Origin of the sequence: Klebsiella sp. KTE92 (assembly GCF_000398905.1) — a bacterium.
Lineage (GTDB): Bacteria > Pseudomonadota > Gammaproteobacteria > Enterobacterales > Enterobacteriaceae > Klebsiella > Klebsiella variicola.
The window spans coordinates 3,869,128-3,886,880 of record NZ_KB976100.1; the positions used below are offsets into that span (position 1 = coordinate 3,869,128).

At 56.4% G+C, this 17,753-nt stretch carries 16 protein-coding genes, 1 tRNA gene and 2 pseudogenes; 12 read left to right on the forward strand and 7 right to left on the reverse strand.

Features of this window, described 5'->3' with window-relative positions; translation table 11 throughout:
* Positions 1–102 precede the first annotated feature (102 nt).
* Positions 103–387: a YfcZ/YiiS family protein gene (locus A1WC_RS07410; protein ID WP_016161605.1), complete on the reverse strand. Its 285-nt coding sequence runs from the start codon at positions 385–387 to the stop codon at positions 103–105.
* A 373-nt stretch (positions 388–760) separates the two neighbouring features.
* Between A1WC_RS07410 and fadL the strand changes: the two genes are divergently transcribed.
* Positions 761–2,083 carry a long-chain fatty acid transporter FadL gene (gene fadL, locus A1WC_RS07405; protein ID WP_012967490.1) on the forward strand — a complete coding sequence of 441 codons (1,323 nt, stop codon included), beginning with the start codon at positions 761–763 and terminating at the stop codon, positions 2,081–2,083.
* A 61-nt stretch (positions 2,084–2,144) separates the two neighbouring features.
* Here fadL and mlaA read toward each other — a convergent pair whose 3' ends face one another.
* Positions 2,145–2,906: a phospholipid-binding lipoprotein MlaA gene (gene mlaA, locus A1WC_RS07400; protein ID WP_008803901.1), complete on the reverse strand. Its 762-nt coding sequence runs from the start codon at positions 2,904–2,906 to the stop codon at positions 2,145–2,147.
* Positions 2,907–3,195: 289 nt separating this feature from the next.
* Between mlaA and A1WC_RS07395 the strand changes: the two genes are divergently transcribed.
* From A1WC_RS07395 to A1WC_RS07380, 4 genes are all read left to right on the forward strand, one after another.
* Positions 3,196–4,125, forward strand: coding sequence for a formate/nitrite transporter family protein (locus A1WC_RS07395; protein ID WP_008803900.1), 930 nt, complete (start codon positions 3,196–3,198; stop codon positions 4,123–4,125).
* A gap of 89 nt (positions 4,126–4,214) precedes the next feature.
* Positions 4,215–4,289, forward strand: a tRNA-Arg gene (locus A1WC_RS07390).
* Between the two features lie 249 nt (positions 4,290–4,538).
* Positions 4,539–5,021: a WbuC family cupin fold metalloprotein gene (locus tag A1WC_RS07385; RefSeq protein WP_008803899.1), complete on the forward strand. Its 483-nt coding sequence runs from the start codon at positions 4,539–4,541 to the stop codon at positions 5,019–5,021.
* Positions 5,022–5,396: 375 nt separating this feature from the next.
* Positions 5,397–6,257, forward strand: coding sequence for a hypothetical protein (locus A1WC_RS07380; RefSeq protein WP_016161606.1), 861 nt, complete (start codon positions 5,397–5,399; stop codon positions 6,255–6,257).
* Here A1WC_RS07380 and cynR read toward each other — a convergent pair.
* On the reverse strand, positions 6,254–7,195 hold the full coding sequence (gene cynR / locus A1WC_RS07375; protein WP_008803897.1) for a transcriptional regulator CynR: 942 nt from the start codon (positions 7,193–7,195) through the stop codon (positions 6,254–6,256). The two genes, A1WC_RS07380 and cynR, sit on opposite strands and share 4 nt — an antisense overlap.
* 132 nt (positions 7,196–7,327) lie before the next feature.
* On the opposite strand from cynR, the gene A1WC_RS07370 reads away from it, so the two are divergent.
* From A1WC_RS07370 to ypdK, 3 genes are all read left to right on the forward strand, one after another.
* On the forward strand, positions 7,328–7,786 hold the full coding sequence (locus A1WC_RS07370) for a nucleoside deaminase (RefSeq protein ID WP_016161607.1): 459 nt from the start codon (positions 7,328–7,330) through the stop codon (positions 7,784–7,786).
* Positions 7,783–8,979, forward strand: coding sequence for a cyanate transporter (locus A1WC_RS07365; RefSeq protein ID WP_016161608.1), 1,197 nt, complete (start codon positions 7,783–7,785; stop codon positions 8,977–8,979). Before A1WC_RS07370 ends, A1WC_RS07365 begins: the two co-directional genes overlap by 4 nt.
* A 338-nt stretch (positions 8,980–9,317) precedes the next feature.
* Positions 9,318–9,389 carry a membrane protein YpdK gene (gene ypdK / locus A1WC_RS27600; protein ID WP_099119320.1) on the forward strand — a complete coding sequence of 24 codons (72 nt, stop codon included), beginning with the start codon at positions 9,318–9,320 and terminating at the stop codon, positions 9,387–9,389.
* Between the two features lie 70 nt (positions 9,390–9,459).
* Here ypdK and alaC read toward each other — a convergent pair whose 3' ends face one another.
* Positions 9,460–10,674, reverse strand: coding sequence for an alanine transaminase (gene alaC, locus A1WC_RS07360; RefSeq protein WP_008803894.1), 1,215 nt, complete (start codon positions 10,672–10,674; stop codon positions 9,460–9,462).
* 88 nt (positions 10,675–10,762) lie between these two features.
* On the opposite strand from alaC, the pseudogene A1WC_RS26560 reads away from it, so the two are divergent.
* A pseudogene (locus tag A1WC_RS26560) lies at positions 10,763–10,937 on the forward strand (phytanoyl-CoA dioxygenase); the annotation flags it as partial.
* An 11-nt stretch (positions 10,938–10,948) separates the two neighbouring features.
* On the opposite strand, the pseudogene A1WC_RS28445 reads toward A1WC_RS26560, so the two are convergent.
* Positions 10,949–11,059 (reverse strand): annotated as a pseudogene (locus tag A1WC_RS28445) (hypothetical protein); the annotation flags it as partial.
* Here A1WC_RS28445 and A1WC_RS07355 point away from each other — a divergent pair.
* Together A1WC_RS07355 and A1WC_RS07350 are read left to right on the forward strand one after the other, a co-directional pair.
* Positions 11,058–12,755 carry a sensor histidine kinase gene (locus tag A1WC_RS07355; protein WP_016161609.1) on the forward strand — a complete coding sequence of 566 codons (1,698 nt, stop codon included), beginning with the start codon at positions 11,058–11,060 and terminating at the stop codon, positions 12,753–12,755. The pseudogene A1WC_RS28445 and the gene A1WC_RS07355 overlap by 2 nt on opposite strands.
* Before the next feature lie 11 nt (positions 12,756–12,766).
* Complete coding sequence (locus tag A1WC_RS07350) at positions 12,767–13,504, forward strand: LytR/AlgR family response regulator transcription factor (RefSeq protein ID WP_012967486.1); 738 nt, start codon at positions 12,767–12,769, stop codon at positions 13,502–13,504.
* A 52-nt stretch (positions 13,505–13,556) separates the two neighbouring features.
* On the opposite strand, the gene glk is transcribed toward A1WC_RS07350, so the two are convergent.
* Positions 13,557–14,522: a glucokinase gene (gene glk / locus A1WC_RS07345; protein WP_012540954.1), complete on the reverse strand. Its 966-nt coding sequence runs from the start codon at positions 14,520–14,522 to the stop codon at positions 13,557–13,559.
* A 263-nt stretch (positions 14,523–14,785) separates the two neighbouring features.
* Here glk and A1WC_RS07340 point away from each other — a divergent pair, with 263 nt between their 5' ends.
* Positions 14,786–16,021 carry an ion channel protein gene (locus A1WC_RS07340; RefSeq protein WP_016161610.1) on the forward strand — a complete coding sequence of 412 codons (1,236 nt, stop codon included), beginning with the start codon at positions 14,786–14,788 and terminating at the stop codon, positions 16,019–16,021.
* On the opposite strand, the gene A1WC_RS07335 is transcribed toward A1WC_RS07340, so the two are convergent.
* Positions 16,018–17,679 carry an alpha-keto acid decarboxylase family protein gene (locus tag A1WC_RS07335; protein WP_016161611.1) on the reverse strand — a complete coding sequence of 554 codons (1,662 nt, stop codon included), beginning with the start codon at positions 17,677–17,679 and terminating at the stop codon, positions 16,018–16,020. The genes A1WC_RS07340 and A1WC_RS07335 overlap by 4 nt on opposite strands.
* Positions 17,680–17,753: the final 74 nt, after the last annotated feature.

The following is a 17,753-nucleotide window of genomic DNA, read 5'->3' on the forward strand; positions in this document are numbered from 1 at the left end:
CTAATTTTTTACATTAAGCCAATCGGGGAAGCGAAAAATTGCGAGCCAAAACACATTGAACAGAAAGGTAACGCCCCTTCTACGGGGCGTTAAACGGAGGGATTAACGTAATCCTAACTGGAAGATCAGCGATTCGGCTTCGCAGCTAAAAATAAAATCGATATCCAGCTGTACGCCGCCGTCAACGTCGGCGAAGGTCGGGTTGATTTTGCACGGTTCAGATTGCACATTACGCGCTTTCTCGCTCAGCGCAGCGAGCGTTTGCTCCGCTTCAGCGCGGTTGGCGAACACGCGGCTGTATGAGGCGGTGCAGTCGGTGTTGTCCACAATGGTGCCAACATCCATACAGCAGCATACCGGGGTTTCATCAGCGCTACATTTACTCATCGTAGATTTCCTCTGTATAGGCACCTTCGGTGCCAGACAAATAATGTGCCTATTTTACGCCCTGCCCCCGGTGAGCCTCCAGCCGAGAATCGCCATCACCGCGTTAAGTGACAGAAATCACACTTAAAAATGATCTAAAACAAAAATCAGCTTTTCTGCCTCTTACTCCCCCCGACAATTTTGCCAGCTGGATCGCGTTTCTGTTATCACAATTGAAAAACTTCATAAACAAACTTGCAACAACTCATCTGGTCAGACCTATACTCAGCGCACTGGTCTGATTTCTCTGTTGTACCACAGACCCTACACTTCCGCGCTTCTGTTACGGCATGTAACATAGTTTAAAAAAAAATAACTCAATGAGGTTATGGGCATGAGCCAGAAAACCCGCTTTACCCAATCTGCCCTTGCAGTGGCTGTAGCACTTGTTTCCACCCAGGCCTGGTCAGCAGGCTTCCAGCTCAACGAATTCTCTTCATCAGGGCTGGGTCGGGCCTATTCCGGTGAAGGGGCTATCGCAGACGATGCAGGCAATGCCAGTCGTAACCCGGCATTAATTATGATGTTTGACCGTCCAACTATGTCGGCGGGCGCCGTTTTTGTTGACCCGGGTGTCAATGTCTCCGGCACCTCTCCCACCGGCAAGAGCCTGAATGCGGACAATATCGCCCCGACGGCGTGGGTTCCCAACTTCCACTTTGTCGCGCCGATTAACGATCAATTCGGTTGGGGGGCATCCATTACCTCCAACTACGGCCTGGCAACGGAATACAACGATGACTATGCGGCTGGCAGCATGGGCGGTAAAACCGACCTGACCACCGCGAACTTCAACCTGAGCGGCGCCTACCGTCTCGACAGCAACTGGAGCTTTGGCTTAGGTTTTGACGCGGTCTACGCCAAGGCGAAGATCGAGCGCTATGCGGGTGACCTGGGTCAGATTGTCGCTGGTTCTGGCGCACTGCCGCCGGCGCTGGCAGGCCAGGTGGCGAAGATCCCTGCCGACACGCAGATCGCCCATCTTAACGGCAACGCCTGGGGCTTTGGCTGGAATGCCGGTATCCTCTATGAGCTGGATAAGAACAACCGCTACGGTTTTACCTACCGTTCCGAGGTGAAGATCGACTTCGACGGTAACTACCGCAGCAGCCTGCCGGCGGCCTATAACCAAATCCTCGGCAACTTCGGTCTGCCAGCGGGCACTAACGGCCAGACCACTGGCGGTTCACTGACCCTTAACCTGCCGGAAATGTGGGAGCTGTCGGGCTATAACCGCGTGGCACCGCAGTGGGCGGTCCACTATAGCCTGACCTACACCAGCTGGAGTCAGTTCCAGGAGCTGAAAGCCACCGGCAGCAACGGCCAGACGCTGTTCTATAAAGAGGAAGGCTTTAAAGACGCCTACCGTCTTGCGCTGGGGACCACGTATTATTACGACGATAACTGGACCTTCCGCACCGGTATCGCTTTCGATGACAGCCCGGTGCCGGCCAACAACCGCTCCATCTCCATTCCTGACCAGGATCGCCTGTGGCTGAGCGCGGGTACCACTTACGCGTTCAACAAGGATGCGTCGGTTGACGTCGGTCTTTCCTATATGCACGGCCAGCACGTTGAAATTAAGGAAGGACCGTATACCTTCCGTTCCGAAGGGACCGCCTGGCTGTACGGCGCCAACTTCAACTACCGCTTCTGATAAGCCGCACGCAACAAAAAAGGGTGAACAACATGTTCACCCTTTTTTTATCATTCGCAGATTACTGTGAATCAATATCCTTCAGCTCATCCTGAATAGCCTGGGCATTCGGGTTGTCCGCCGGGGTCAGCTTACCGCCGTTGGCGATAAAGTCATGGCGCTGGAAATAAGCTTCACGCACCAAAATGTAAGGATCGGAAGACTGACGGAGCAGGCCGTCGGAATCCAGCAGTTGAGCACGCGTTTCAATCCCTTCGACAGCCCATTTACCAATCGACATCGGCCAGGTCAACCAGGAGAGTACCGGGTAGAGGCCATCGGCCATATCACCGCCTTCATCGCGCAGCGTAAAGCTACCGTAGAATGGCAGTTGCACATACGGACCATAGCCGACGCCATAATGGCCGAGCGTGCTGCCGAAACGATGCGGTTCAACGCGCTGCAGCTGCGGATTCGCCATGCCCGCGACATCGATCAGACCGCCCATCCCGAGGATGGTGTTCAGGAAGAAACGGGTAAAGTGCACCATACCTTTATAGGGGTCGCCCTGCAGGAAGGAGTTCACCATTACCGCCGGCTCTTCAAGGTTGCTGGTGAAGTTGCTCAAACCATTGCGCGCCGGCTGCGGGACGTAGTCACGCCATGCCACCGCCACCGGGCGAAGCACGTAAGGATCAACCACGTTAAAGTTGAAATTGAACATCGTGCGGTTAAACCCTTCTAACGGGTCTGAACGCCCCTGCGGCTGATCGCCAGAGCTGGAACTGGCACATCCCACCAGCAATGTGGCGCCAAGCGCAAGCGCCGACAGGCGATAATTCATAGGTGTCTCCCTGGTTTTTATGGCTATCGCGAGTTGCCATCCATGACGGAAAGACAACGTTTCCGCCCGTATAGATGTGAGCGATTGTAACAGCACGTTGAACGATGTCTATATCACCCAAGTTGTTGATTTGATCATAGCCTGGGAATAACGAGATCGCGGGGCTCCTATTCTACTGGAGCAACAAAAATCTGACGTTACCATTTTTGCGATTTCAGAGTATGCCCAGCCAGACGGCAGGGAAAGCCGCTACGCTATATCTATATAGATTGATAGCGAGGGCCACGAAATGGATGAACTAGACAATAACAAATTAAAACCAGCGGATGACGAACGAGAAGTCGAAAGTGAAGAAAAACAGCGCGGAGAGGAAATAGAAGTGGATGAAGATCGCCTGCCCTCGCGGGCGATGGCCATCCATGAACATATTCGCCAGGAAGGGGAAAAAGAGATGGAACGCGATGCGCTGGCCTTGCTGTGGTCAGCCATTGCGGCCGGTCTGTCGATGGGCGCCTCCCTGCTGGCAAAAGGGATTTTTCACGTCAAACTGGAGGGGATCCCGGGCGGGTTTTTACTGGAAAATCTCGGGTATACCTTCGGCTTTATTATCGTGATCATGGCCCGCCAGCAGCTGTTCACTGAAAATACGGTTACCGCCGTTCTGCCGGTGATGCACAATCCCACACCAGGTAACATCGGTTTGCTGATGCGGTTATGGTCGGTGGTGCTGGCTGGCAACCTCATCGGTACCGCAGTGGCCGCATGGGCCTTCAATTTTATGCCCGTCTTTGATGAACCAACTCGTCAGGCCTTTGTCAGCATCGCCGAAGACGTAATGAAAAACAGCCCGACGGAGATGTTCGCTAATGCGATTATTTCCGGCTGGCTGGTCGCCACCATGGTCTGGATGTTTCCTGTCGCCGGTGCGGCCAAGATCGTGGTGATTATTCTCATGACCTGGCTTATCGCCCTGGCGGATACGACTCATATCGTGGTGGGTTCGGTCGAGATCCTTTATCTGGTGTTTAACGGAAGTCTGCCCTGGAGCGACTTTATCTGGCCGTTCGCCCTGCCGACGCTGGCGGGAAATATCTGCGGCGGAACCTTCATCTTCGCGCTGCTGAGCCATGCGCAGATCCGTAACGATATGAGCAGCAAGCGAAAAGCGGAAGCCCGCGCCCAGGCCGCGGAGAAAGCCAAAAACGCCGACCGGGCATAAAAAAAGCGCCGTGAGTGGCGAGGGTTTAAGCAGTCAGACGGTATGGCTCTTACTCAGGCGGGCAAAAAACGCTATACTCGCACCGCCTTGTCCCCTTAGTTAAATGGATATAACGAGCCCCTCCTAAGGGCTAGTTGCAGGTTCGATTCCTGCAGGGGACACCATATAAACGTTGACCGCTATTTCCCACCATTACCTAAACGCCAGCCATGGCATATTCTTCTCGCCATCATAATTTGCCGAAATTATCCACGAGTGGATTAGCCAGGACAGGAAGGGGCGCCCCAGTCAATCGCACAGACAATAAACCGACAAAAACGCGCATTCCGCGTACAATGCCCCTTGGCTTAAACAGTCACAAGCCACTACCCCAGTGCAACCTTCTCTGGACGATACAGGAGCCAGGCGTTGATATGAAACAGATCACCCTCAGCGATATGCAGCAGCAGAGCGAAGCGGCAGCCAGTGCACCGCGCTTGCGTGCCCATCGCAATTTTCATCCCGAACTAAGCGACCCGGTACAGCGCCTCGCCATTGCGATGGAACCCGGCACCTATATCCGTCCGCACCGGCACAGACATACCTTCGAACTTTTGCTGCCCCTGAAAGGCCGCTTTGTGGTACTGAATTTTGATGACAATGGCGTAGTCACCCGCCGGGTGGTGCTGGGTGAAACCTGCACGGCGCTGGAAATGGAAGCCGGTACCTGGCATACGGTGCTCTCGCTCGACCCGGGCGGGATGGTTTTTGAAGTTAAGCAAGGTGCTTATCAGCCGCTTGCCGAAGTTGACACCATGGCCTGGGCGCCTGCCGAAGGCCAACCGGGCACCGCAGAGATGATGGCATGGTATGCCATCGCGCAGCCGGGTGACCGTTTTCTGTCGACGCCACAATAACAACAGCTACACCAAACAGACGCGACTGGCGTCTGTTTGCCCCCCTGCCGACCACGAAGGTCGCCAATTGACTGTCCCTTTCTTCGTACTCCGCTCGTGCTCGCCTTCAACATTCCTGCAAAAAGATTCCTGCCAGAAAGAAATGCTTATATTGAGCAAACTATTTTTCTCTACGAATAAGAGATGATAAGATAACGGGATAAAGTAAATACGCGGCAGCAAAACAATAAAAACAGCCAACTTATCGACATATTATTCTCAATGTGAATGGGTTTTGTTAATCAGGTAAAGGAAGTCAGCGGGAAGAATAAATCCTTGTCATCGATGCTTTTTGCTCACCATGGCGATTTATTTTTTCATCGACGTACAATTCTTATGAATATTACAGAACGGAATATCTGGAAGCTAAATAATTTACCGCCAATGGAGTATTGCTCTCTGGCGCGGGCGCAAAAATTATTAAACTGCGAACTTGAAGACATTCTTCACTGGCATGATATTGGTGCGTTCAATCTCTGTCTGAAGCTTAATCCGACGCGGGGAACATTAAAAATAGCCGTCCTTTCTCATCAGGAAAAAGACGTGACCACCGCGCTTAATCCGCTTACCTCTGCCGAGGAAGTGGAGACTTTCTGGTCACCCCACTCCCATATCCGCAGCATTCTGCGGCTTGATGACGATATTCCGATGGTGGAAACATTACGCGGAAATACGGTGACGCAGTTTAACGTAAAAGTGTCCGCATCCGGACTCTGGCACCCACACAGTCGGAATTTAATGGCGCTACTGGAGACGCCTGATGATATTCTTTACGAAAACAGACTCAGCATGATGCTGCCCGACAAACCGTTTGTCTATTGTCATTTCATTCCGGATGAAGACGAATACTCTGCTATATCATTGAACCGCATCTATATCACCAGCCAGGCCATTGAGAAAATATACGCTCACAGTATTAGCGCCCGGCCTATGGACGTGACAAAAAATTCGCTGCTGGAACAAACCAGTTACATCCATCAGGAATTAACCGTCCTGCCGCAAAATGAGGTATTGCTGGAATTTATCCATTACCTTATTCAGTCCCATACCGTATTTAATGAGAAATTACAGAATATGGCCGAGCCAGACAAGACTCAACTCTTTCATCACGTACTGGAAAGGCTCAAAGAAGAGGGCATGCTCCGGGAGAATACCCTGCCCGATGAGGCCGATATCCTCAGCGAAGCCGATCGTTAGTCCAGGCTCGTCGGCAAGTGACGCAGGTCCTCATACAGGGCCTGGCCGTTTTCCTGCTCAAGCGTTACCGCGATCTCCCGCGCCAGCGCAATGAATTCGCGCGCCGCAGCGCTCTGCCATGCGCCCTGGCGCTGCAGCAAACAGGCCGTGCGCTGCAGCAGCGCGGGCTTAAGCTCAATGGCCACGAGGTCATCATACTGTCCGGCGATCGCCGCTGGCAGCAGCGTCGCAAGCGGCGTGCCGCGAATAACCGTTAGTACGGCGCCGATGGAGTTGGCCTCCATCCGCACGTCTGGTTCGAGCCGATGGCGGCGACAATAGCGGTTGATTTGTTCCCGGGTGGCAAACTCGCTGCTCAGTAAAATCAGCGGCTGTGCGTCAAGAGCCTGCAGCTGCAGGTGGCTTTCATGAGCCAGCGGATGCGCGCGGCTCACCACCAGCGCGAGGGTTTCCGTCAGCAGCGGCTGAACCACAATATCCCGCGAGAGGCTCTCGCCAAAGGCAATTCCCACATCCAGTTCATCCTCCAGGAGCATCGTTTCCATCCGTTCCTGGTTCATCTCCTGGATAAGCAATTTCACTCCGGGGTAGCGTCGATAGTACGCCTCCACCAGCGGCCCCAGCATGTAAGTGGTAAAGGTCGGCGTCATGGCGATGCGGAGTTTACCACGCTGCAGATCTTCTGCGTCGTGCAGGGCGCGCCGCCCCTCCTCAAGATCGCGTAACACGCGGCGGGCATACTCCAGCCAGATCTCTCCGGCATCGGTCAGGCGGGTATAACGACCAGAGCGGTCAAAGAGCTGAACCTCCAGCATCGCTTCCAGCTGGCGGATCTGCTGTGACAGCGCAGGCTGGGAGACATGGAGCGCCGCGGCGGCGCGGGTAAATCCACGATGTTCTGCCACGGCGATAAAGTAGGAAAGATGGCGCAGGAGCATCCGCTTACCTATAAGCAATTCAAATAGGGTTCATCATAAATAAGTCTTTTAACTTATGAAACAAGATACGTACTCTCTACCTACCATCCTCTGCGTTTTTCACCATCAACATCATCTTATGCAGGAGTGACTATGTCCGCTGACGATCGCTATCTCCAGCGCGCATTAGCGCTGGCAAAACAAAATATTGCTGACGGTGGCCGCCCCTTCGGCGCCGTTCTGGTGCGGCATGATGAGATTGTCGCCGAAGCCGTCAATACCTTTCATCTGAACGGTGACCCAACGGCGCATGCCGAACTGAATGCCGTTCGCGATCTTGCCGCCAGACTGGGAAGCGAGGTGCTGCGCGAATGCGTTATCTATGCCAGCGGGCAACCTTGTCCTATGTGCCTGAGCGCACTCTATTTAACCGGCGTGCGGGAAGTATTTTTCGCCAACAGTAATCAGGATGGCGAGCCCTTTCAGCTCTCAACCACCGCGATTTATCAGCAGCTGCAGCAGCCGCTGTCCCGGCAGACGCTGCCAATCCACCACTGCCCGCAGCCGGAGGGGCCGGCACTTTATCAGCGCTGGGCGGAACAGCAACCATGACGCCCATGCTGCGACAGAATCTGACGCTGTGTGTCCTGGTACTCATCGGGATAAACATGCGTCCGCTGCTCACCTCGATAGGTCCCTTGCTGCCGGATATCCGCGCCGCCAGCGGGATGAGCTATACCCTGGTCGCGCTCCTCACCGCCCTGCCGGTCATCGCGATGGGCGTGCTCGCGCTGGCCGGCGGCTGGGTCGATCGCACTGTTGGTCAAAACCGCAGCATTGCGCTGAGCCTGCTGATTATCGCGGCGGGTGCCCTGCTGCGGGAAAGCGCCCCACATAGCGGTTTGCTGCTCAGCAGCGCCCTTGCGGGGGGAATTGGCATCGGCATTATCCAGGCCGCCATCCCGGCGGTGATAAAGCGTCTGTTCGCCCGGCGTACGCCGCTGGTGATGGGACTATGGTCGGCGGCGCTGATGGGCGGCGGCGGGTTAGGCGCTGCGTTCACGCCATGGCTGGCGTCACGCAGTACGGTCTGGCACCAGGCGCTGGCCTGGTGGGCGCTCCCTGCCCTGCTGGCCCTGCTCGGCTGGCTGGCGATTTGCCGGCAATTGCCTCGCGCACCGCATCAGACCAGCGCTTCCCCCCGGGTCGCGATTATTGGCCAGCGCCGCGCCTGGACGCTGGGACTCTATTTCGGACTGATCAATGCCGGTTACGCCAGTCTGATCGCCTGGCTGCCGCCCTACTATATCCAGCTTGGCGATAGCGCCCAGTACAGCGGCTCACTGCTGGCGCTGCTGACCGTCGGGCAAACCGCGGGGGCGCTGCTGCTCCCGGCGCTGGCTCGCCAGGATGACCGACGCCAGCTTCTGCTGTTCGCTCTGGCGCTACAGCTCATTGGCTTCTGCGGCTTCATCTGGCTGCCGCAGCACGTCCCAGCGCTGTGGGCCATCGCCTGTGGAGTGGGTCTGGGTGGCGCCTTTCCCCTGTGCCTGGTGCTGGCGCTGGATCACGCTGGACAACCGGCGGTAGCCGGCCGGCTGGTGGCGTTTATGCAGGGTATCGGATTTATCATCGCAGGCCTCTCCCCCTGGCTTTCCGGCCTGTTGCGTAGCCTGAGCGGGAACTACACGCTTGACTGGTCCTGGCATGCGCTCTGCGTCCTGCTACTCATGGCGCTCACACTGCGCTTTATCCCGGCTCACTACCCGGCCGAGTGGCGGCCGCGCGCCTCTGACCAGCATTAAATCGGCGGCGGCGCGTAGCAAAGAAATTGCGTGCGCCCTCGCTGGCCGTCCTCCATTTTGCCCATCGCCAAAATCCGTTTTAACAGCGTCGCTGGCGTGAAATTTATTACCGGGTGAAATTAATGTGTCGCCGAATCACGACACTCCTAAGTAACTAAAAATTAATAAAAAAATGCCACTTGTTTCCCTCATTTTTTAGGCGTACATTAGCGCCATCTGGAGCACAAAGCGCACAGAATTGCGAGCTGCCGCAACGTGATTTTTCACCTGCGACAGCCCAGGAATAACAGAACAATTAATTCATTTGAACGTCGCACAAGCGCGTGGAGTGATGAATCGTGAAATACTTCTTTATGGGCCTCTCTTTTATGGTCATCGTTTGGGCCGGTACTTTTGCCCTGATGATCTAGACTGCAGCGGTGTCAAAAAAAACGGGAGCCCACTGGCTCCCGTTTTTGTTATGGCGTATTCGCCGAAGCGCTAGCTCGCGGCGGGCAGCAAGCCATCGGCGCGGAACATCGCCTTGATGCCACGGATCGCCTGGCGCGTACGGTCCCGGTTTTCGATCAGCGCGAAGCGGACGTGAGTATCGCCATAGTCGCCAAAGCCTATCCCCGGCGAGACGCAGACCTTCGCTTCATTAAGCAACTTTTTCGCAAACTCCAGCGAGCCCATGGCGGCGTAAGGTTCCGGTATTTTTGCCCAGACGTACATGGACGCTTTCGGACATTCCACCATCCAGCCGGCTTCGTGGAGCCCTTTCACCAGCACATCGCGACGGCGCTTATATTGTTCGGCAATTTCACGCACGCACTGCTGATCGCCCTCAAGGGCAGCGATCGCCGCCACCTGCAGCGGCGTAAACGTGCCATAGTCGTGATAGCTTTTGATGCGAGCGAGGGCATTCACCAGGGTCTTATTGCCGACCATAAAGCCAATGCGCCAGCCGGCCATGTTATAGCTTTTCGACAGGGTAAAGAACTCGACGGCGACATCGCGCGCGCCGGGCACCTGCATGATGGAGGGCGCTTTCCAGCCGTCATACACGATATCGGCATAGGCCAGATCGTGGACGACCAGGATGTCATACTGCTTCGCCAGGGCGACGACCTTTTCAAAGAAGTCCAGCTCCACACACTGCGCCGTTGGATTCGAGGGAAAACCAAGGATCATCATCTTCGGCTTCGGGTAACTCTCGCGGATGGCGCGTTCCAGCTCGTTAAAGAAATCCACACCTTCCACCAGCGGCACCGAGCGCACCTGCGCCCCGGCAATCACCGCGCCATAGATATGAATCGGATAGCTGGGGTTTGGTACCAGCACCGTGTCGCCATGATCCAGGGTCGCCAGCATCAGGTGCGCCAGCCCCTCTTTCGAACCAATGGTGACGATCGCTTCCGATTCCGGATCGATGTCAACGTTATAGCGTTCTTCATACCAGCGTGAAATGGCGCGACGCAGGCGCGGGATCCCCCGCGAGGTAGAGTAACCATGGGTGTCAGGCCGTTGGGCAACGGTGCAAAGTTTTTCCACGATATGCGGCGGCGTCGCGCCATCGGGATTGCCCATACTGAAATCAATAATATCCTCGCCGCGCCGGCGCGCAGCCATTTTCAGTTCAGCAGTAATATTAAAAACGTACGGGGGGAGACGATCGATACGCGTAAAACGGCGTTCAGGACTGGATTCAGCCATAGGTTCCTCTGATTAACGTTAGCGCCCGGACCGTCCGAGCGACGCTGCCGCTGTTGCGGCTCGTTTAGAAAATAACCTGAAAAAAAACATGTTGTCGAGAGGGCCGGTAAAAAATATTCCCTGGCATATAAAACGGGTATCGACGGCGCTAAATACGGCAGTTCATCGCCGGAATAGTCCAGAGTTGTATAAAGAGTGGTAACATATTGATATCTTTCTTAACACAGAATTTTATCGTTAAAAGCCAGGGCTGCCGCTCTCGCGGTGGCCTCCCATCAATCCCCTTTAAAAAGCATGCCTTTTCCTCATTATATTTCTGCGGCTGGTCTTCTGCCGTCAGGTTTTTTATCATGTTCTTTTCTGGCCACTGACGCGGCGCACCCATGCACGAAATTTTTACGATGATGCTGGCGGTCTATGATCGTGCGGCCCTGATGCTTATTTGCCTGTTTTTCCTCATTCGCCTGCGCCTGTTCCGCGAACTGTTGCATAAGTCGGCCCATACGCCGAAAGAGCTGCTGGCCGTGACCGCCATTTTCTCGCTGTTTGCCCTGTTCAGCACCTGGTCCGGCGTCCCGGTGGAAGGTTCGCTGGTGAATGTGCGCATTATCGCCGTCATGTCCGGCGGGATCCTGTTTGGTCCGTGGGTAGGGGCAATTGTCGGGGTGATTGCCGGCGTACACCGCTACCTGATTGATATCGATGGCGTCACCGCTGTACCCTGCTTTATCACCAGCATTGTCGCAGGCCTGCTGTCGGGGTTGATTAACCGTAAAGTGGCCCGCGATCAACGGTGGAAAATCGGCATTCTGGCCGGCATGGTGTGTGAGACCCTGACCATGATCCTGGTGGTGGTCTGGGCGCCTTCCCTGAGCCTCGGCCTGGATATCGTCTCTAAAATTGGTATCCCGATGATCCTCGGCAGCGTCTGCATCGGTTTTATCGTGCTGCTGGTGCAGAGCGTGGAAGGGGAAAAGGAGGCCAGCGCGGCGCGGCAGGCAAAACTGGCGCTCGATATCGCTAACAAAACCCTGCCGCTGTTTCGTCACGTTAACAGCGATTCTCTGCGCCAGGTATGCGAGATTATCCGCCGCGACATTACCGCTGACGCGGTGGCGATCACTAATACCGAACATGTACTGGCCTACGTGGGCGTGGGGGAGGCCAACTATCAACACCACGACGATGTCATCAGCCCTACCACCCGACAAGCGATTCGTTATGGAAAAATCATTATAAAAAACAATGATGAAGCTCACCGCACGCCGGAGATCCACTCCTTGATGGTGATCCCGCTGTGGGAAAAAGGGGTGGTGACCGGCACGCTAAAAATCTATTACTGCCACGCCCATCGCATCACTTCGACGCTGCAGGAGATGGCGATTGGCCTGTCGCAAATTATCTCCACCCAGCTGGAGGTCTCCCGCGCCGAACAGCTGCGGGAGATGGCCAATAAAGCGGAGCTGCGCGCCCTGCAAAGCAAGATTAACCCGCATTTTTTATTTAATGCGCTGAACGCGATCTCCTCCTCGATTCGCCTTAATCCGGACACCGCGCGCCAGCTCATTTTTAATCTGTCGCGCTACCTGCGCTATAACATCGAATTAAAAGACGATGAGCAGATTGATATCAAACGAGAGCTGTATCAGATCAAAGATTATATCGCCATTGAACAGGCGCGATTCGGCGACAAGCTGACGGTCATCTATGATATTGACGACGACGTCAGCTGCGTGATCCCGAGCCTGCTTATCCAGCCGCTGGTGGAGAATGCCATCGTTCATGGTATCCAGCCCTGTAAAGGCAAGGGGGTGGTGACGATCGGCATTAACGAGTGCGGCAATCGGGTTCGCATCAGCGTTCGCGACACCGGCAACGGCATCGATCCCGCCGTGGTCGCTCGCGTGGAAGCCGACGAAATGCCGGGAAATAAAATCGGCCTGCTTAACGTTCATCACCGGGTGAAGCTCCTCTACGGCGAGGGGTTGCATATCCGCACCCTGACGCCAGGAACAGAAATCGCCTTTTATGTCCCCAATCACCTCACGCCGCAGGCGCTGACGGAGTCTCTGTTGTCATGAGCGGAGAAAAGATGAAAGTTATTATTGTGGAAGATGAGTTTCTGGCTCAGCAGGAGCTCTCCTGGCTTATCAACACCCACAGCCAGATGGAGATCGTCGGCAGCTTTGACGATGGCCTGGACGTACTGAAGTTTCTCCAGCACAACAAGGTCGATGCCATTTTTCTCGATATCAATATTCCGTCGCTGGACGGGGTTTTGCTGGCGCAAAACATCAGCCAGTTTGCCCATAAGCCTTTTATCGTTTTTATCACCGCGTGGAAAGAGCACGCCGTGGAAGCCTTTGAGCTGGAGGCGTTTGACTACATCCTGAAGCCCTACCAGGAGTCACGCATCATCAATATGCTACAAAAGCTAACCGCCGCCTGGCAGCAGCAAAATAACGTCGCTGCGGGAGCGACCAGCGCGGCGCCACGAGAAAACGACACCATCAATCTGATAAAAGATGAACGAATAATCGTCACCAGCATTCATGATATTTATTATGCCGAGGCGCATGAAAAGATGACGTTCGTCTATACCCGCCGGGAGTCATTCGTCATGCCGATGAACATCACCGAATTCTGCAGCAAACTGCCCACCGCACATTTCTTTCGCTGCCACCGCTCGTACTGCGTGAATCTCAGCAAGATCCGCGAAATTGAGCCGTGGTTTAACAATACCTATGTGCTGCGCCTGCGCGACCTTGAATTTCAGGTGCCGGTGAGCCGCAGTAAAGTGAAAGAGTTTCGCCAGCTGATGAATCTGTAGAGGCGGGAAGTCCCGCCATCCGGGCTACGACGGTAGCCCGGGAGGGATGCGCTTATAACACCTGGCCCAGCGTCTGACGCAGATGCGCGCCGGAGCCCAGCAGGCCCGGGTTTTCATGCACGATCAGGTAAACCGGAATATCCTGAACATAAGCTTTGAAACGGCCTTTGTCTTCAAAACCGCCGCGGAAGCCGGAGGCTTTAAAGAACTCCAGGAAGCGCGGCACGATGCCCCCGGCGATATACACGCCGCCAAAGGTCCCGAGAGTCAGCGCCAGGTTTCCGCCGAAGCGGCCCATAATGACGCAGAACAGTGACAGCGCCCGGCGACAGTCGGTACAACTGTCCGCCAGCGCTCGCTCGGTGACCTCGCGCGGCTGCAGGTTTTCCGGCAGGCGGCCATCAGATTTCACAATCGCGCGGTACAAATTGACCAGTCCGGGACCCGAGAGCACGCGTTCTGCGGAAACATGCCCCAGCTCGGCGCGCAGCTCTTCCAGAATAATCCCCTCTTCTTCGCTGTTCGGCGCAAAATCGACATGACCGCCTTCGCCCGGCAGGCTGACCCAGCGCTTGTCAACGTGCACCAGATGCGCCACGCCAAGCCCGGTTCCGGCGCCATAAACGGCGATCGGTTTGCCCGCCACCGGAGCGCTGCCGCCAAACTGAATGAGGTGCTCGGCTTTCAGCATCGGGATGGCCATGGAAACGGCGGTAAAATCGTTAATTATCTCCAGATGGGCAAAGCCAAGGTTGCGCTTCATTTCAGCGATGGAGAAGGCCCAGGTATGGTTGGTCATCGCTACCCAGTCGCCGGTGATCGGGCAGGCAATGGCGATACAGCCTTCGTTGACGGTCACCTGGTGCTCCTCCAGATAGACGCGCACCACCGCCTCCAGACTGGGATAATCGAGCCCGGAATAGGTCTTAGCACGAGAGATCTCTCCGCTCGCCAGATCACATAGCGCCAGGCGGGCGTTGGTCCCCCCGACATCTCCTACTAAAGCAAATTTTGTCATTCCGTTACGGCTCCGCTAAAGTCAAAATAATTCTTTTGGCACACTGTAAATTCATGGCGGCTTAACAACAACGTCCAACGCGTAGACGCCCCTTGTTTAGCGACATAGGTCACATTTAGTTTGTAATCTATGCAAGGTAGTCTGTAAACGACGCCGCGGGAATCAGACGCCGCCTTAACTTTATCGTTTCAGCACCATTTGCATCGACGGCCCCAGCCGACGAAGGCAAAGTAGTGCTTCAGAACTTTAACAAGGACATTTTCATGCTCCATCCTCGCGCCAGAACAATGCTGATCCTGTCGGTGCCGGCCATCCTGATAGGTATCGCCTGCAGTCTGATCCTGATCGGCGCGATGAAGGTTGCCGCGCTGCTACAGCGCGTGCTGTGGAGCAACCTGCCCACCCAGTTGGGGATCAGCGCTGACAGCCCGCTATGGATTATCGCCATGCTCACGGCGACAGGGATCGCCGTGGGCCTGATAGTCCGCTACAGCCCGGGACACGCCGGGCCGGATCCGGCGACCGAATCGCTCATTGGCGCCCCCATTGCTACCGGCGCGCTGCCCGGACTGCTGGCCGCGCTGATCCTCGGCCTTGCCGGCGGCGTCAGTCTCGGCCCGGAGCATCCGATTATGGTGGTGAATATTGCGCTGGCCGTCGCCGTCGGTTCACGGCTGTTTCCGCGCGTCAGCTCGCTGGACTGGACCATCCTCGCGGCCTCAGGCACCATCGGCGCCCTCTTTGGCACCCCGGTGGCCGCCGCGCTGATTTTTTCGCAAACCCTCAACAGCAGCAACGAGTCGCCGCTGTGGGATCGTCTTTTTGCGCCGCTGCTTGCCGCCGCCGCGGGCGCGCTGACGACCGGGCTGTTTTTCCATCCCCATTTCACGCTGCCGATCCCCCATTATGGCCAGATGCACTTCGTCGATATCATCAGCGGCATGATCGTCGCTCTGATTGCTATCGCCGTCGGCATGGTGGCCGTCTGGTGTCTGCCGCGCCTGCACGCCCTGATGCATCGCCTGAGACATCCCATCCTGACGCTGGGCATCGGCGGGCTGCTGCTGGGGATCCTGGGGACTATTGGCGGGCCCTTAACGCTGTTTAAGGGGCTGGATGAGATGCAGCAGCTGGCTTTCAGCCAGACGCTAACCGCCGCGGATTTTCTGCTCATCGCGCTGGTCAAACTGGCTGCCCTGGTGCTCGCCTCCGCCAGCGGTTTCCGCGGTGGGCGGATTTTCCCGGCGGTCTTCGTCGGGGTGGCGCTGGGGCTGATGCTGCATGCCCACGTGGATGCCGTGCCAGCGGCGATCACCGTCTCCTGCGCCATTCTCGGCATGGTGCTGGTCGTCACCCGCGACGGCTGGCTTAGCCTGTTTATGGCCGCCGTGGTGGTCCCGGATACGACGCTGCTACCGCTGCTGTGCATTGTGATGCTCCCGGCCTGGCTGCTGCTGGCCGGGAGGCCGTTGATGATTGCCAAACGACATACCGACTAAACGCGGCTGTTTCGTTCCTCCAGCGCCTGCGTCACCGCACGCAGGAAATCGGGGATATCCATTTTCGGTAGCATCACTTCGACCAGGGTAAGGGTATCGGAGGTGATGCTTTCCGCCATCGCTTCCCGTAGCTCAGCCGTGTGCGTGACCCGCCAGCAGCGAGAAACAACGTCCGGGGCGAAGGCTTCCGGCAGCCGCTGCCAGTCCCACAGGGCGATGTCATTGTAGCGCTGCTCAGGGCCATGAATCGCCCGCTCCACGGTATACCCTTCGTTATTCAGCAACAGAATAAGCGGTTTTTGCTTATCGCGAAGCATAGAGCCCATCTCCTGAATCGTCAGTTGGGCGGCGCCATCGCCGACAATCAGCACCACCCGCCGCTCTTCCGCCGCGGTTTGCGCGCCATAGGCGGCCGGGAGGGTAAAACCAATCGACCCCCACAGCGGCTGAACGATCAGCGATGCCTCAGAGGGAAGCTTAAGCGCCGCGATGCCAAACGCCGCCGTCCCCTGATCGGCGAGGATAATATCGCCGGGGCGCAGCGCATCCTGCACAGTCGACCAGAAATTCTTCTGGGTTAACTCGCCTTCGGCCTCCTCTTCCACTTCCGGCGCCACGACCTGAGGCGCCGCCCACTCCGCCGCCAGCGGGGCGGAAAGCGTCATTAATGCAGCCAGGGCTTGATCCATCGGCACGCCGCTGAACCAGTGGTCGCCCACCCTGACGGCGAAGGGCTGGATCTCAATGGTCTTCTCCCGCGCCAGATGCTGGGTGAATCCCGCGGTGATAGTGTCGGTGAAGCGCGTACCAATGCAGATGATGGTGTCGGCGTTTTCAATCGCCTCCCGGGTCTGCGGGGCGCTGGCGATCCCGCTATAGGTCCCGACAAACCCGCTCAGCTGCTCATCGAACAACCCCTTGCCCATTAGCATGGTGGCATGGGCGATGGGGGTTTTCGCCACCCACTCCCGGAGCGTGTTCTGCAGGCCATAGCGTTGCGCCAGGAAATCCGCCAGCAGAGAAATGCGTCGGCTGCCCCGCAGCAGGCGGCTGGCATGTTCTCGGAACCCGGCGAGCTGGTTTTCATCCGCCGGAGCGGGCTCCACCAGTAAGCGCTGGGCTGGGGCAATCGCTGCCGCTCTGGCGACATCGGCCGGCAGCATCAGATAGCCGGGCCGATGATGCGTCAGCATATCGCGCAGGACACGGTCGATCTCATAGCAGGCGTTGCCGGCGGTCAGCAGCGCCTGGCTGCAGGTGATCTGCTCGCTCATGCGGGCGAAATGGCGAAAATCGCCATCGCCGAGGGTATGGTGCAGCAGTTCGCCACGCTGCTGAGCGCCGGTAGAGGGCGCGCCGACGATATGCAATACCGGAATATGTTCCGCATAGCTACCCGCAATGCCGTTCAGCGCGCTCAGTTCGCCGACGCCGTAGGTGGTCAGCAGCGCACCGGCCCCTTTGATGCGCGCATATCCGTCAGCGGCATAGGCCGCATTCAGCTCGTTGGCGCAGCCGACCCACCCCAGGGCGCTGTGCGCGATGACGCGATCGAGAAACTGTAAGTTGTAATCTCCTGGTACGCCGAACAAGCGGTCAATACCGCAGCCAACGAGGCGATCCAGCAGATAATCCCCAATAGTGTAGGTCGGTTGCATGTCCATTATCCTCATTTTGGTGCAGGTGTAATTTGAGTATTGAATAAGCGATCCGCCTGTCCAGAAGGGGGACG

Bases quoted from the DNA above. Each gene is read 5' to 3' on its own strand.
- A1WC_RS07410 (WP_016161605.1), bottom strand. From the start codon at position 387: ATGAGTAAATGTAGCGCTGATGAAACCCCGGTATGCTGCTGTATGGAT.
- fadL (WP_012967490.1), top strand. From the start codon at position 761: ATGAGCCAGAAAACCCGCTTTACCCAATCTGCCCTTGCAGTGGCTGTA.
- mlaA (WP_008803901.1), bottom strand. From the start codon at position 2,906: ATGAATTATCGCCTGTCGGCGCTTGCGCTTGGCGCCACATTGCTGGTG.
- A1WC_RS07395 (WP_008803900.1), top strand. From the start codon at position 3,196: ATGGATGAACTAGACAATAACAAATTAAAACCAGCGGATGACGAACGA.
- A1WC_RS07385 (WP_008803899.1), top strand. From the start codon at position 4,539: ATGAAACAGATCACCCTCAGCGATATGCAGCAGCAGAGCGAAGCGGCA.
- A1WC_RS07380 (WP_016161606.1), top strand. From the start codon at position 5,397: ATGAATATTACAGAACGGAATATCTGGAAGCTAAATAATTTACCGCCA.
- cynR (WP_008803897.1), bottom strand. From the start codon at position 7,195: ATGCTCCTGCGCCATCTTTCCTACTTTATCGCCGTGGCAGAACATCGT.
- A1WC_RS07370 (WP_016161607.1), top strand. From the start codon at position 7,328: ATGTCCGCTGACGATCGCTATCTCCAGCGCGCATTAGCGCTGGCAAAA.
- A1WC_RS07365 (WP_016161608.1), top strand. From the start codon at position 7,783: ATGACGCCCATGCTGCGACAGAATCTGACGCTGTGTGTCCTGGTACTC.
- alaC (WP_008803894.1), bottom strand. From the start codon at position 10,674: ATGGCTGAATCCAGTCCTGAACGCCGTTTTACGCGTATCGATCGTCTC.
- A1WC_RS07355 (WP_016161609.1), top strand. From the start codon at position 11,058: ATGCACGAAATTTTTACGATGATGCTGGCGGTCTATGATCGTGCGGCC.
- A1WC_RS07350 (WP_012967486.1), top strand. From the start codon at position 12,767: ATGAAAGTTATTATTGTGGAAGATGAGTTTCTGGCTCAGCAGGAGCTC.
- glk (WP_012540954.1), bottom strand. From the start codon at position 14,522: ATGACAAAATTTGCTTTAGTAGGAGATGTCGGGGGGACCAACGCCCGC.
- A1WC_RS07340 (WP_016161610.1), top strand. From the start codon at position 14,786: ATGCTCCATCCTCGCGCCAGAACAATGCTGATCCTGTCGGTGCCGGCC.
- A1WC_RS07335 (WP_016161611.1), bottom strand. From the start codon at position 17,679: ATGCAACCGACCTACACTATTGGGGATTATCTGCTGGATCGCCTCGTT.